At 70.1% G+C, this 13,452-nt stretch carries 13 protein-coding genes; 7 read left to right on the top strand and 6 right to left on the bottom strand.

What is annotated here, in order from left to right:
• Positions 1-28: 28 nt before the first annotated feature.
• Positions 29-865 (bottom strand): SDR family oxidoreductase, encoded by an 837-nt coding sequence (locus ACH4E7_RS41220; protein WP_396254350.1) that lies wholly within the window; start codon positions 863-865, stop codon positions 29-31.
• A 34-nt stretch (positions 866-899) separates the two neighbouring features.
• Positions 900-1,034, bottom strand: coding sequence for a hypothetical protein (locus ACH4E7_RS41215; RefSeq protein ID WP_396254349.1), 135 nt, complete (start codon positions 1,032-1,034; stop codon positions 900-902).
• A gap of 188 nt (positions 1,035-1,222) precedes the next feature.
• On the opposite strand from ACH4E7_RS41215, the gene ACH4E7_RS41210 reads away from it, so the two are divergent.
• On the top strand, positions 1,223-1,888 hold the full coding sequence (locus ACH4E7_RS41210; RefSeq protein WP_396254348.1) for a TetR/AcrR family transcriptional regulator: 666 nt from the start codon (positions 1,223-1,225) through the stop codon (positions 1,886-1,888).
• 207 nt (positions 1,889-2,095) lie between these two features.
• Here the strand turns inward: ACH4E7_RS41210 and ACH4E7_RS41205 are convergent, their stop codons facing one another.
• The gene (locus ACH4E7_RS41205) at positions 2,096-3,049 is read right to left on the bottom strand and encodes a phosphotransferase family protein (protein WP_396254347.1); all 954 of its coding nucleotides are present in this window, start codon (positions 3,047-3,049) and stop codon (positions 2,096-2,098) included.
• 70 nt (positions 3,050-3,119) lie between these two features.
• Entirely contained in the window at positions 3,120-4,154 is a 1,035-nt protein-coding gene (locus tag ACH4E7_RS41200; protein ID WP_396254346.1) for an amidohydrolase family protein, read from the bottom strand.
• Positions 4,155-4,283: 129 nt separating this feature from the next.
• Between ACH4E7_RS41200 and ACH4E7_RS41195 the strand changes: the two genes are divergently transcribed.
• Entirely contained in the window at positions 4,284-5,003 is a 720-nt protein-coding gene (locus tag ACH4E7_RS41195; RefSeq protein WP_396254345.1) for a TetR/AcrR family transcriptional regulator, read from the top strand.
• A gap of 545 nt (positions 5,004-5,548) precedes the next feature.
• Here the strand turns inward: ACH4E7_RS41195 and ACH4E7_RS41190 are convergent.
• Complete coding sequence (locus tag ACH4E7_RS41190) at positions 5,549-6,370, bottom strand: MurR/RpiR family transcriptional regulator (RefSeq protein ID WP_396254344.1); 822 nt, start codon at positions 6,368-6,370, stop codon at positions 5,549-5,551.
• Positions 6,371-6,434: 64 nt separating this feature from the next.
• Between ACH4E7_RS41190 and thrC the strand changes: the two genes are divergently transcribed.
• Both thrC and ACH4E7_RS41180 read left to right on the top strand, forming a co-directional pair.
• Positions 6,435-7,553 carry a threonine synthase gene (gene thrC, locus ACH4E7_RS41185; RefSeq protein WP_396254343.1) on the top strand — a complete coding sequence of 373 codons (1,119 nt, stop codon included), beginning with the start codon at positions 6,435-6,437 and terminating at the stop codon, positions 7,551-7,553.
• A 153-nt stretch (positions 7,554-7,706) separates the two neighbouring features.
• The gene (locus ACH4E7_RS41180; protein ID WP_396254342.1) at positions 7,707-8,180 is read left to right on the top strand and encodes a protease inhibitor I42 family protein; all 474 of its coding nucleotides are present in this window, start codon (positions 7,707-7,709) and stop codon (positions 8,178-8,180) included.
• A gap of 178 nt (positions 8,181-8,358) precedes the next feature.
• On the opposite strand, the gene ACH4E7_RS41175 is transcribed toward ACH4E7_RS41180, so the two are convergent.
• Complete coding sequence (locus tag ACH4E7_RS41175; protein ID WP_396254341.1) at positions 8,359-9,783, bottom strand: FG-GAP repeat domain-containing protein; 1,425 nt, start codon at positions 9,781-9,783, stop codon at positions 8,359-8,361.
• A 653-nt stretch (positions 9,784-10,436) separates the two neighbouring features.
• Between ACH4E7_RS41175 and ACH4E7_RS41170 the strand changes: the two genes are divergently transcribed.
• The 3 genes from ACH4E7_RS41170 to ACH4E7_RS41160 all read left to right on the top strand — a co-directional run bounded on the left by ACH4E7_RS41170 (position 10,437) and on the right by ACH4E7_RS41160 (position 13,152).
• Complete coding sequence (locus ACH4E7_RS41170) at positions 10,437-10,598, top strand: hypothetical protein (protein ID WP_396254340.1); 162 nt, start codon at positions 10,437-10,439, stop codon at positions 10,596-10,598.
• 92 nt (positions 10,599-10,690) lie between these two features.
• Positions 10,691-12,580: a RiPP maturation radical SAM C-methyltransferase gene (locus ACH4E7_RS41165; protein ID WP_396254369.1), complete on the top strand. Its 1,890-nt coding sequence runs from the start codon at positions 10,691-10,693 to the stop codon at positions 12,578-12,580.
• On the top strand, positions 12,577-13,152 hold the full coding sequence (locus ACH4E7_RS41160) for a DUF5825 family protein (RefSeq protein ID WP_396254339.1): 576 nt from the start codon (positions 12,577-12,579) through the stop codon (positions 13,150-13,152). Before ACH4E7_RS41165 ends, ACH4E7_RS41160 begins: the two co-directional genes overlap by 4 nt.
• Positions 13,153-13,452 lie beyond the last annotated feature (300 nt).

Genomic DNA, 13,452 nt, shown 5'->3' with positions numbered 1-13,452 from the left:
CCGTCGTCGTCGGGTGTTTCCGGTGGGTTCAGCTGGTGAAGTCGGTGGCGTGGTCGGCGGCCCAGGTGGCGAAGGGGCGGGCGGGGTGGCCGGTGAGCTCCTCGACGGCGCGGGAGAGGGCGACGGGCTTGTGGTTGTTGGATTCCCACCAGTTCAGGAGGACGTCGGCGAAGGCGGCGGGGATGTACTCGGCCACCTCCTGCTTCCATTCCTCGCGGGTGACGCGGTTGATCGTGATGGAGCGTGCGGTGGCGGCGGCGAGTTGGTCGATCTGCTGCGCGAAGGTCATGGACTCGGGGCCGGTGAGGGTGAAGTGACCGCCGTGGTGGCGGGGGTTGGTGAGGACGGCGTGGGCGGCTTCGGCGACGTCCTTCTCGTGGATGGGGTCGTTGTGGGCGTGGGGGAAGGGCAGACCGACGGGCCGGCCGGCCTTGATGGGCCGGGCCCAAGCTCCGGCGTTGGAGGCGAAGGAACCGGGCCGAAGGATCGTGGTGGTGATCGGTGAGGCCAGCAGGGCGCGTTCGACGTCGAGGTGTGACTTTGCGAGCGGGTCGTTGTCGGGGTCGGGGCCGAGCACGCTGGAGGAGGACAGCAGCACGATGTGTTCGACTCCGACCCTCTGGGCGTGGGCGGTGAAGTCGGCGATGTGGTCGGGGGCGGCGTAGAGAAAGACGGTGGTGACGCCGGCCAGGGCCGCAGGGAAGGTGGCCGGGTCGGTGAGGTCGAGGCGGACTGTCCCGACGCCGTCGGGCGCCGTGAGGTGCTCGGGGTGGGAGGAGCCGATCCGGACCGGCAGGCGGTCGTGGTGGAGCAGGGCGGTCAGGTGGGTGGCGACCGCTCCGCGGCCTCCGGTGATCAGGAACATGAATCCGGGTCTTTCTGCGGGTCGGGTGGGTGGGTCAGTGGTGCTGGGCCCGGCCGTTGCGGGGGAGCGGGCGGACCAGGGCGCAGCAGCCGAGGGTGATGCGGGCCACGATGAGCAAGCTGGTGGTCGTGGCGTCGATCAGGTCGAGGATCTCGGCCGCCAGGATCACGGCGAGGACCGCCCAGTGTCATGAGGGGGAGATGACCCCGGCCGGAGCGGGCGGGGCGGTGATGCTGGGCATGGGGACTTCCAGAAAACGGGACGAACACAATTCGTCGCGAACATCGTTCGTTCTGACCGTAAACAACGAACGCTGTTCGTGTCAAACGATGTTCGCCCCAGGGTTAGGCTTGCCCCATGAGCACGCAGCCGATCAGCCGCCGCGCGCGGCCCGCCAAGGCCCCCCTCAGCCGCGACGTCATCGTGCGCACCGGTCTTGCGATCCTCGACCGCGACGGCCTGGACGCCCTGACGATGCGCCGCGTCGCCAAGGAACTCGACACCGGCCCGGCCTCGCTCTACGTCTACGTCGCCAACCGCGACGACCTCATGGCCGCCATGCTCGACGAAGCCCTCGGCCACGTCCCGCTGACCTCCGAGGGAACCTGGCAGGAGCGGCTCCGGGCCCTGGTCACCGCCGCCATCGAGGCCATGAGCCGCCACGAGGGCCTCGCCCACGTCGCTCTCGGAGCCATCCCCACCGGCGACAACGCCCTGCTCGTCCTCGACCGTGTGCTCGCCCTCCTCAAACAAGGCGGCCTCGACGACACCACCGCCGCCTGGGCCGTCGACCTCCTCTACCTCCACATCGCCGCGGCCGCCGCCGAACAGAGCACCTACAACACCAAGGACGCCGACGAACAAGCCACCGTCGCCGAGGCCGACCGCCGCTACGCCTCCCTGCCCGCCGACCGCTACCCGATGATCACCTCACTGCGCCCGGTCCTGCTCTCGCCCGGAAACCGTGACGCCTGGGGCCTGGAAGTCCTGATCAACGGCATCCTCTACACTCCTGCCCGCTGAGCCCTCCGAACCCCTGAAGAGCAAGCCGGCCGCCCCCGAACTCCTCCCTGGCGGCGCCCGGCCCTTTCGCATCTCACACGGCGAACACGACGTGGAGCCGACCGGAAGACCCGTGCCACCCGCACTGGTGTGCGATCGGCACCGCTGCCGGACGTGGCAGCCGGGCCCGGCGCTCGTCGCCGTGCCCGCGTCCCGGGCTGCTTTGACTCAGCCCAGCGCGTCCATCAGGGCGGTGACGTAGGCATTCAGCCGCTCCTCCACGGTTCGCGTCGTCAGCTCTGTCCTCCCTGCCTCACGCCATGGCTGCGCCACCTGCTGCACTTCCTCTGAGCACGCCAGCCCGTCCCGCACCCGCCAGTACAGCCGGTCGTTCGCGGCGGAGGCCAGCACCCCGCCGGCCTCCTCATACGCCTCGGGGAACCGCAGACCCCACGCGGGGCCGTGCAGCAGCGCGAGATTGGTCGAGCAGTGCGCCACATCGAGATCCGCCGGCCCCCAGGAGGTCGCTGCCCAGTCGACGACCCCCGTGATCCGGGTACCTGCCGGCCTTGGGGGCGGCACGTCGAACAGCACGTTGCCGGGTTGGAAGTCCCGGTGGAGGAATCGCCCGTCATAGGGCGGTGCGGGTTTGCGGATCACGTCGATCGCCGCGGCCCATGCCGCCGCGTCGGCGCCCTTCGGAATCACGACGGTGTCCGCGGTCGTCAACGCCACATACTCCCGGGGCCGCTCGGCGGGTCGCAACGCGTGGATCGCCACGAGTTGACGGGCCAGCAGAGGGACGCGCGACTCCAATCCCTCATCGTCGAGGACTGTCCGTCCCGCCAGATGTGTCATCAGGAGCGACGGGTACTCGCAATACACGGCGGTCGGATCGACCGCGACCAGCCCAGGAGCCGGCACACCGGTCCCCGTGAGCAGGGCCAGGGCGCCGGCCTCCCTGTTCAGCCAGTCCTCGGCGTGTTCCACGTTGACGAAGGTCCGGAGTACCAGGTCACGGGTGCCTCCGTCCCGTGTGCCGATGGTCAGCCGCCGCATCTCGGCCGTGATGCCGCCTCGCAGCGCCTCGGTCTTGACGATCCGTTCGCCGGCCTCCAGGTGCCGGCTCACCCAGGCCAGGGTCAACGGTCGGACAGCCGCAGCCGCATCGTGGTTGGTCACCGTGCCACCTCATCATCCGTCGAACTGAGCTGCGGAGGCCGCTGACGGACCGGTCCCGTGCGGGCATGTCCTATGTGGCCGGGCGCTTGGCGCGGGCGGTGAGGCGTTCCCAGTTGCGGTGGCCGATGTCGGCCTTCTGGTCGTCGGTGAAGGGCGAGTTCTCCAGGAAGGAGCGGGCTTCGCCGTTGCTGGTGTCGACGTAGGGGAAGCCGCCGGGGCGGAAGCCGTAGGTGAAGGGGTAGTCGGTGGAGTACAGCATCCGGTCGGTTCCCATGACCTCCGCGGTCCAGCGCAGGTACCGGGGGCTGTTGGTGCCGCTGCCCGCGACCCAGAAGTTCTTCTTCCAATAGTCGGCGAGAGGCTGCCTCAGGCCGCCCGCCGCAGCGAAGAACCCGACGTGGTCGAGGTAGAACATGGTGACCTCGCCCCAGTGTCCGGCGATGACCTGCAGGTCGGGGAAGCGGTCGAAGACACCGGAGAAGATCATGCGCAGGTACTGGATACCGAGGTCGTAGTACCAGCCGATGCCGGCCCCGGCCAGGATCATGCTCATGTTGCCGAGGTCGGAGTAGTAGGCATCGATGACGGGCTTGACGGGCGTCTGCGGGTGGAAGTGCAGCGGCACGCCGAGGCGCTCGGCGGCGGCGTACAACTCGTCGTTGTCGGGGTGGTCGGCCAGCTTGTCGCCGGTGCGGCCGTACAGCATGGCGCCGGGGAAGCCCAGTTCGATCACCGCGCGCTCCAGTTCGGCCGCGGCCGCGGCCGGTGACTGGGTGGGAATCGCGGCGAACGCCTGGAACCGGTCGGGGTGGGAGGCGACGATCGCGGCGAGCTCGTCGTTGGCGTCGCGGGCCACGGCGATCGCGTCCGCCTCGGGCAGGTCCTGCACGCCCGGCGATGAGAGGGACAGTACGGCCACGTCGATGCCCTGGTCGTCCATGTGGGCCAGCCGCTGTTCGCCGACCTCGTGCAGGTTCTTCGCGATGGGGTCGTCGCCGAAGCCGCGGGCCGGGATCTGCGGCGATCCGGCCCGCTGGTACGCCTCGAAGACGGAAGGGACGACGACGGTCTCTTCCAGGCCGATGATCTTGAGACGGTCAGGCATGTGCCGCTCCTTGCTGCGCTTCCGATGGAACCAATGTGAAGATACCAGCGATAGTTTCGATGGAAACGCTCGGATGGTATCGACGGTATTCGCGACGGTATCGCCCGAGAGTTAACATCGATCATGGCCATGGATCCCACCTCCGGACGGCGCGCCGCAGAGAACGGCCTCTCGGCGCGCGAACGGACCCGCCGGAAGATCATCGAAGCGGCGATCGACCTGTTGGAGCGCGGGGGCCGCGACGCGGTCACCACTCGTGCGGTCGCCGACGCCGCCGGACTTCAGCCGCCCGCGCTGTACCGACTCTTCGGCGACAAGGAGGGCCTGCTCGATGCGGTGGCCGAACACGGTTTCGCGCAGTTCCTCGCCGCGAAGGACCTGACCGGCACGGATGAGGACCCGGTCCGTGAACTGCGCACCGGCTGGGACACGGCCGTCGAGTTCGGGCTGGCCAACCCCGCGCTCTACGTGCTGATGTACGGCGAGCCCACCCGTGCCTCGGCCGTCTTCCGGATGGGTCTTGAGATCCTCATGGAGCGCATCCGCCGCTTGGCCGCCGCGGGCCTCCTACGCGTCGGGGAGGACCTCGCGGCCCAGATCATCAACGCCACCGCCCGCGGTGCCGTCCTGACGTGGCTGTCCCTACCCGAGAACGCGCGCGATCCGGCATTGTTGACCACGCTGCGCGAGGCGATGGTCAGCGCCGTCACCACCGAGGAACCGGCCGTCCGCGAACAGGGGCCGGCCGGTGCGGCCCTCGCCCTGCACGCGTCACTGCCTGAGCAGAACGCCCTCACCTCCGCCGAACAGCACCTCTTGGCCGAATGGCTCAAGCGACTGTACGAGTAGCCCTCACGTCACCAGGCCGCCTCATGGGCCGGAACGCGCCGGGGTCGGGTCAACCGCAGGGAGTGCGGGGGACCGTGCCGCCGATGGGGGGCCGACCGCCTGTGCGGAGCCGTCCTCGACGTCCGGCGGGGAGTGTCATCCCCTGCGCGCGATATTCGGGCTGTCGGTCGCGGATGGTAGGACGAGCTTGCACCGGCACAGGTCGGTGTCGTGCGAGTGGATACGGTCAGGAAAAGGATCTTGTCGGGTGGCGGGGTGGCGGGGTGGCGGGGTGGCACCGGCGTGCCGGCGGCGTGTGACGAGGGCGGGCAGGAGTGTCACGCGGGCACGCAGGAGGATGTGCGGGCGGTGGTGGCCGGCATGACTTCGGAGGTCAAGGACGATCTGCGCTACGACGCGGTGCCCCGGGCCCGCTTCGACCGGAGGACGACCCGGTGACCTGCGCTTGCCTGGTCTTGGCGATCGGTCAACTCGCCTGGGAGGACGAGGGAGGCGCGGGGCTGATTTCTCTCGGGCCGAGGGGGCGAAGTGTCGTGGCGTATGGCCTACGTCTCGTCGCGTCGCAGTGAGGCTGTGAGGGTGTCGAGTTCGGCGAGCCGTGCTGCGGTGTCGAGGCGGGACGCGGTCGCGACGAGGAGGAGTTCGGTCACGGCGATCTGGTGGGTGAGGGGTGCGATCGGTCCTGCGGCTTCGTGGGGCAGGGGGATGAGGATCTGGGCGTGGTCGGCCAGGGGTGATTTCCAGGCGTCGGTGACGAGCAGCAGGCGCGCGCCGCGTTCGCGGGCCGCGCGGACGTAGGCGGAGGTGGGGGGCGAGTAGCGCCTGAAGTCGTAGGCGACGACGAGGTCGTGGGGTGTGATGTCGAGAAGGGATCGGGCTTGTTCGTGTGCGGGCCCGGGGACCAGTCGCACCTCTGGGCGCAGCGCGCCCAGCTGGCGGACCAGGTAATCGGCGGCCAGTTCGCTGAGCGGGCCGCCCAGCGCCCAGACCGAGCGGGCCGCTGCGAGGGTGTCGGCCGCCGAGTCCAGCAGAGGGGTGTTCACGGCCGCCAGCGCGCTGGACAGGCCGTCCTGCAGTTCGCGTGCGGCGCTGCCGGGGTCGGGGGTCTGAGCGGCGAACGCCCGCAGCCTCGACCGGTCCTGGGCATCGGCTCGGACGCCGGCCTGGAAGTCGGTGAACGAGTCGAAGCCGAGCCGGTCGACCAAGCGGGAGGCGGTCGGCGGGCTCACCTGGGCGCGGTCGGCGAGCGTGCGCAGGGATTCCAGCGCGGCGAACGGATAGTCGTCCAGGATGACCCGGGCGACCGCGCGCTCGCCCCGCGGCAGCCTGGGGTAGGCGGCTTCGAGTCGGGACACCACGGATTCCATGACCCAGATGTTACATCAAAAGATGATTGACAGGTTTGATGAAACAAATGTTACGTTCTCGGTCATGGAAACCTGGCAAGGGCTCATCGACAGCCGCTACCGGCGTTGGCTGCCGGTCACCGACCGCACCCCGTCCATCTCCCTCAACGAGGGCAACACCCCGCTGCTGCGCTCCCGGCACCTGTCGGATCTCACCGGCTGCGACGTCCGGCTCAAGGTCGAGGGGGCCAACCCCACCGGCTCCTTCAAGGACCGCGGGATGACGGTGGCGATCAGCAAGGCCGCGGAGGCCGGCGCCGGACTCGTTGTCTGCGCCTCCACCGGCAACACCAGTGCCTCGGCCGCCGCCTACGCGGCGCGGGCCGCGATCGCCTCGGCCGTCCTGGTCCCCGCGGGACGCGTCGCCCTCGGCAAGCTCGGCCAGGCGGTCCGCTACGGCGCACGCATCGTCGAAGTGGCCGGCACCTTCGACGATTGCCTGCGCATCGCCCGCGACCTCGCCGCCCACCACCCGGTGGCCCTCGTCAACAGCGTCGGCAACGAGCTGCGCCTGTCCGGCCAGCAGACCGTCGCCTACGAGACCGTCGACGCGCTCGGCACCGCCCCCGACATCCACTGTCTGCCGGTCGGCAACGGCGGCAACATCACCGCCACCTGGCGCGGATACCGCACCTACCACGCCGAGGGACACGCCGACCGGCTCCCGCGCATGTGGGGCTTCCAGGCCGCCGGAGCAGCACCGCTGGTCCACGGCGCCCCCGTCGCCGACCCGCAGACCGCCGCAAGCGCGATCCGCGTCGGCAACCCGGCCACCTGGCAGGGGGCCGTCGACGCCCGAGACCAGTCCGACGGCCTGATCGCCGCCGTCACCGACGAGCAGATCTTCGCCGCCTACCGACTCCTGGCCCGCCACGACGGCGTCTTCGTCGAACCGGCCTCCGCGGCCGGCGTCGCCGGGCTCCTCGACCAGCACAGCCGCGGCCACCTCGCCCCGGGCCAGACGGTCGTCATCACCCTCACCGGAAACGGCCTGAAGGACCAGGACGCCTCACTGCGCGACGGCTACACCCCACTCGAAACCACCTCATCCACCGCCCACGTCGCCCGCGCCCTGGCACTCACCACCCCCGGCCCCGCCCCGGCGACGGGCACGCCCTCCCCGACGAGCTCTTCCCACGCCTGACCGCAGCGAGGACGATGCACCGTACGTGCCGCCGCGAGGCCGGAGACCGGCACGCCGCCGCTCGGCGCGACCTCTTCAACAGCCGGTCGCCCGTCGTTTCGACGCGGTCGCCGCCGTGCCGGCGCCGCGCGTCACCCATCGAGAGGAGAACCCATGAAGCGGCGGTGGCGCCGAGTCCTGCTGACGGTGGCCGCGGTGCCGGTCGTCGCGGCCACTGTGGGCGCGGTGGGCGTCCACGAGATGACCACCGGCGAACTCGACCACGGCACGGTGTTCACTCAGACATCGGGACAACTCACCGTCAAACCCGGCGAGTTGTTCTCGATCGAGGTGTTCGCCTACCGGGAGGCCGGCGACAACTGGACCATGGCCACCCCCGTCCCCGACCCGGCCGTCGTGCGGGCCACCGGCGACGAGTACGTCGACGACTTCGGCATCAAGGACCTGCCCGGCTTCGGCGGGACCGGAGACCTCGGCACGGGCGGCCACTACTACTTCACCTTCCGCGCCCAGAGCCCCGGCCGCACCACCGTCACCGTGCACGTCGCCTACCGCGACGAGCTGGGTGGAACGTTCTCCGGCGGACCGGAGCAGACCAAGCGCCAGTTCACCATCGACGTCCGCTGAGCCGCCTCCGGCAGGCAGCCGCAGGGGGGATGAACTCGTCAGCGGGCGAGGGCCATCCGGTCTCGGCCGGACGGCCCTCGCCCTCATCCCGTTCCCGTTCCCGTTCCCGTTCCACGAGCTGTTGGATCAACCATCATGCACGCGGCGTCCCGGCTGTGCCGTTCTCTCCGGGTGCGGCCTATGAGCCGGAGACCGTGAAGGTGTACTGCGTCGCCGTCGACTGGTGGCCCGCCGGGTCGACCGCGACGACGGAGAGAACATGGCTCCCCGCGCTGGTGGGGGTGATCGGGATGCCGGCGGTGTTGCGGACCGCGTCGACGCGGGCGGTGCCGGTGGCGGTCACCGGCGCGTCCACGGCGTACAGGAAGTGGTCCACCCGGCCGCTGCCGTCACCGGAGCGGACCGTGATCGCCTGTTCCCTGCCCGGCGTGAACGTGACGGCCGGGTTGTCGAGGACCATCGAGCCGTCGTCGTAGCGGTACACCGTCTGCGTCCCGCCGCCGCTCAGGAAGGAGCCCCTGGCCTGGTCGACCAGGTCGGACCACTGCGGGGCGGCCTTCCAGGGGATCGAGGTCGCGCCGATGCCGCCCTGGCCGTCGCCCGCGTACACGTGCGCGGAGCCGTCGCACTCGCGGATCAGCAGGTCCGCGTTGCCGTCCCCGGTGAAGTCGGCGGCGGTCATCACGGACCCGGGATCGGTGGCCCCGGCGATGCCCGGCACGAGTTCGAACGCCGGACCGAAGCCGGTCGGTGAACCGATCCAGCGCTCGATCCTGTGGTCGGGCCAGCGCACGACCACGTCGTCGATCCCGTCGTTGTCGAGGTCGGCCGCGGTGACGTCCATCGCGCCGCTCCAGGTGCCGGCGGGCTCCACCGGGACGGAGCCGCCGAAGGTGCCGGCACCGTTGCCGGGATAGAGGAACGCGCTGCCGGCGTTCCAACGCACCAGCAGGTCCCGCCTGCCGTCGCCGTTGAAGTCGCCGCCGGTGACGCTCGCCGCGTCGCGCCAAGCACCCGGCGACCCGATCAGCTTTCCGCCGAGGAAGCCGCCGCGTCCGTCGCCCTGGAAAAGCATCATGGTGCCGCTGGACCAGCGAGCGACGATGTCCGCGACCTTGTCACCGTTGAAGTCCCCGGCCGTTATGTCGTAGACCGGCTTCCACGGCAGCCAGGTCTCCGGGTTGTGCACCCACTGGGAGGGAGCGGTGACCGGGACGGAAGCGCCGAAAGTGCCGTCACCCTTGCCGGGGTAGACGGAGGCGCTGCCGGCCGTCCAGCGCACCAGCAGGTCGGCCGTGCCGTCGGGGTGGCCGGTGAAGTTGCCGGCGGTGACGTCCACGGCGTCGGTCCAGCCAGACGCCCCGGCCGGCCTCAGGTCGGGGGTGACCGGGGTGAGCCCGCTACCGGTGCTGCGCAGCACGGTGGCGCGGCCGTCCGCCCGGCGGATCACTACGCCGTCGGCCTTGTCGGCGGTGAAGTGACCGGCGGTCACGTCCAGGACATCCGACCAGGAGCCGGCGGGAAGCAACGGCTGGCTGGCACCGAGGTGGTAGACCTTGGTGCCGTCGCTCTTCGTCTCGATCGAGCCGGGGTAGAGGAACACGCTGCCTGGACGACCGCGTCGCCCCAACTCGACGGGGTGCCCGGGTACTGGCAGCCGCTCGGCCCGTCGTAGCCGTCGCAGACGTTGTAGCTGATGACCTTCAGCTGTACGTCCAGGCCTGACGGTCCGGGCACCGTCGTGACGGGCAGGTCGGCGGCGCGCGCCGCCGAGCCGCCCTGTCCGAGCTGCGACACCGGCAACGCCAGCACCAGGAGCAGCAGGATGCTGAGGGACCGGCCGGCCGGGGCGGCCCGGCCGGGTGTGAATAGGTGACGGGATGCCGTCATGAGTTCCCCCTGTGAGGAATGACAAAGGTGCGAACATACCCGGATTCTTGATCGACTCTGACCGGAGGGACCTGGTCCGGCGTCAGAACCAACGTCAGTCTGTCGCCGTCAGGCGGCAGCCCGGATCTGCCGGTTGGTGCCGTTGTGGGTGAGAGCGAGGACGTCAGCGCCGCCGCTCTGGCGAGCGGAGAGTGCCCCGGAGCAGCGGGGCCCTGCCGCGTTGTACGGATCTCTCAGAGGTCGCCTCAGGGGGCATTGTCGGAACTATTCATCAGTAGCCGTTCGCCGATTACAGTGACCTGACAAGCAAGCCCGGAAGCATGTGAATGTCCGGGCCACCGCGCGCCATCGCCTGTAGGAGAGGAGGTGACCACGATGCAGATCACCAAGACCGTGATGAGCAGCGGGGCTTCGAACTCGACTCCGCGGATCGACGCTCCGCCGGCCTATCGGATCGACGCTCCGCCGGCGTACCGGATCGATGCTCCGCCGTCCCGGGTTGACTCGCCCGCCGAGCGGGACAGCTGAGCCGAAGCCGAGACAGACCTATCGACGGTCGGGGCCCCATTCCGGGGTCCCGGCCCGACGCGGGAGCAGATTTGAGGCTGAGTCTGGTGTCGATGCCGTGGCAGCTGCTGGAGCTGCCCTCATTGGCGATCGGCATTCTGCGCCGCCGCGTGGCACAGACCCGACCGGAAGCCGAGGTCTCCGAGGTGCACGCGGCGATGGACTGGGCCGGGTTCCTGCTCGCCGAGAGCGGTGGGGATCTCACCCCGCACGACTACACGCACGTCGCGGAGACCGGCCTGCACCACGGGCTGGGGGACTGGGTGTTCGCCGGTGTGCTCTACGACGACGACTCCTGGCGCGAGTTCGAGCTCATCCGCTACGCGAAGGCCAATGACGTCGACATCGAGGTAGTGCGCCGGATGCGTCCATACGCGCGCCCCTTCGTCGAGCGAGTCGTCGACGAGCTCCTGAGTGAGGACCCGGACGTCGTGGGATTCACCACCACGTTCATGCAGAACGTGCCGAGCTTCGCGGTCGCCCGGCTGCTCAAACAGCGGCGGCCCGCAGTGAGGACCGTCATGGGCGGGGCGAACTGCGACGGACCGATGGGCGCGTCACTGCACCGCAACCACCACTTCGTCGACTTCGCCGTCCGAGGCGAGGGCGAACTCGCCTTCCCCGCGCTGCTGGACCACATCGCGGCGGACACACCGCCACTGGACGTGCCGGGGTTGTGCTGGTGGGACGGCGACCGGCCGGTGGCGAACCCCGAGAGTGCCGCACAGGTCCCGCCCGGCCTGATCCCCACCCCCGACTACACCGACTGGCAGCGCGCCCTGCAGGCGTCGCCGACGCGTACCTTCGTGGAGCCCAAGCTCGCCGTCGAGGGCGCCCGCGGCTGCTGGTGGGGTGAGAAGCACCAGTGCACCTTCTGCGGGCTCAACGGCTCAGCCATCGCCTTCCGCAGCAAGGACGCCGACGCCGTGTGGCAGGAGGTGTCCGGCCTGATCGAGCGCCACCGCATCCTGGACCTGGTGATGGTGGACAACATCCTGGACATGGGCTACTTCCGCGACCTGTTACCGCGGATGGCAGCCAGTGGTTGGGACTTGCGCGTGCACTACGAGGTGAAGTCCAACCTCCGTCCCGACCAGCTCGATCTGCTCGCGGCGGCTGGCGTGGTGCACATCCAGCCCGGCATCGAGAGCCTCAACGCCCGGGTGCTCGACCTCATGGACAAGGGCGTCGGCGGCGCCCGAAACGTGAGCCTGCTGCGAGACTGCCATGACCGTGGCCTGACGGTGAGTTGGAACTACCTCTACGGCTTCCCCGGGGAACGCGACGCGGACTACGGGACCGTGATCGACCAGATGCCCGCACTGGTGCACCTGCAGCCGCCGGGCGCCACCATACGCATAGCGCTGGAACGGTTCAGCCCGAACTTCGAACGCCCGGAGCTCGGGTTCGCCGAGCGGGCTCCGTCCCGCGTCTACGACCACATCTACGACCTGCCGCCCGAGGAACTGGCGGATCTGGTCTACCTCTTCGACACACCGCCGCAGGGCATCCGCGGCGAGATCGAGGCTCGGCTCCACCGCGCGGTCGAGGCATGGCAGGCCGCGCACACCACCTCGTCCCTGGTGATGGTGGCCGACGTCGACGACGAGGTGCGGATCGCCGACCGCAGGCACGGCTGGCCGTCGCGCGACCACCTGCTGCGCGGTCTGGACGCTGCCGTGTACCGGCTCACCGAGCGGGTCCGCACCGCGCCGTCCGTCCTCCGGGCGCTCGCCGAACAGGGCCGGCAGGCGTCGGAGGACGAGGTGGCTGCGGCGCTGGCGGGCCTGCGGGAGCGCGGACTCGTCTACTGCGACGGGGAGCATGTCGTGGCACTGGCGGTGCGCGACCTCCCGGCGCGCGTCTCCCCGACGCGGATGAGCCTGACGCCTCTCGCGGTGGTCGGTGAGATCCCGGTCCCGTTCCCGGAGGGAGCCGAGTGACCGCAGTGTTCGGCGATCGGGCGGCCGACCTGTTCCGCAGGCACGACCCCGGCTACGGCGCCTCGGTCGAGCGCGGCATCATCGTCGTGCACGACGAGGTCGACCTGGGCGGGAACCCGCTTGCCACGCTGACGTTCCTCGCGTTCCTGCGGGTCTGCCTGGAGGAAGGCGTGGCGGTTCGTTGGACGGCCACCGCCGGCGGCGAGCTCGACACCGCACCGCTGCACCATCTCTGGCCGCCGAGCAGGATCGACGGGCTCCCCATCGATCGTCGGCGAGCCTGGCACAAGGCGTTTCGGTACGGGCTGTGCTACTTCAGGCGGGGGCCGGGCTTCATCACGGTCAAGGATGCCCGGGCGGAGCATGGAGTCCACCTGATGCTCGACCACCCGGACCTGATCGCCACCTTCCTGGCCGGATGCACGCCGCTGCCCGCCGACCCCCTCACCGCGACGCAGCGCCAGGCGGTCGGCCTGCTCACCGCGGAGAACCTGATGTACAGCCTTGGCGATCTGCTCCTGACCCTGCCCACACATATGCGCCGCTGGCCCGTACCGTTCAGCACGGTCTGAGTGGGCGTCTCAGTGGCTCTCATCCCTGTCCGCTTTCGTGACACTACGCTCGACGGGAGTGGACCGCCCTACCGTCGACTGCCGGATAGCCAAGCCGTCGGCCTGCTCCCGGCCGGGGCGAAGCTGTCCGCGCTGAGCCCCAAGCGCGACGGCCGGGCGGCGATGTCCGGGTGGCTTTGGCCTGTGGTCGGCCTGTGGTCGGCTGTTGTCAGACATCCCATGCCGTAGCGGTGTCAAGCTGTGGCTGGGAGGGTTGCGTGGTGTGACCAGGCGGTGGCCTCGTCGTAGAGGGTGCGGGTC

Source organism: Kitasatospora sp. NPDC018058, from assembly GCF_044327205.1.
In the GTDB taxonomy this organism is placed as follows: Bacteria; Actinomycetota; Actinomycetes; order Streptomycetales; family Streptomycetaceae; genus Kitasatospora.
The sequence above is the reverse complement of the archived record's forward strand: the minus strand, read 5'-3'. Positions and strand labels throughout refer to the sequence as shown.

Excerpts from the sequence above, each read along its gene's own strand:
- ACH4E7_RS41195 (WP_396254345.1), top strand. The coding sequence starts at position 4,284 with ATGGATCCCACCTCCGGACGGCGCGCCGCAGAGAACGGCCTCTCGGCG.
- ACH4E7_RS41165 (WP_396254369.1), top strand. The coding sequence starts at position 10,691 with ATGCCGTGGCAGCTGCTGGAGCTGCCCTCATTGGCGATCGGCATTCTG.
- thrC (WP_396254343.1), top strand. The coding sequence starts at position 6,435 with ATGGAAACCTGGCAAGGGCTCATCGACAGCCGCTACCGGCGTTGGCTG.
- ACH4E7_RS41190 (WP_396254344.1), bottom strand. The coding sequence starts at position 6,370 with ATGGAATCCGTGGTGTCCCGACTCGAAGCCGCCTACCCCAGGCTGCCG.
- ACH4E7_RS41220 (WP_396254350.1), bottom strand. The coding sequence starts at position 865 with ATGTTCCTGATCACCGGAGGCCGCGGAGCGGTCGCCACCCACCTGACC.
- ACH4E7_RS41180 (WP_396254342.1), top strand. The coding sequence starts at position 7,707 with ATGAAGCGGCGGTGGCGCCGAGTCCTGCTGACGGTGGCCGCGGTGCCG.
- ACH4E7_RS41200 (WP_396254346.1), bottom strand. The coding sequence starts at position 4,154 with ATGCCTGACCGTCTCAAGATCATCGGCCTGGAAGAGACCGTCGTCGTC.
- ACH4E7_RS41210 (WP_396254348.1), top strand. The coding sequence starts at position 1,223 with ATGAGCACGCAGCCGATCAGCCGCCGCGCGCGGCCCGCCAAGGCCCCC.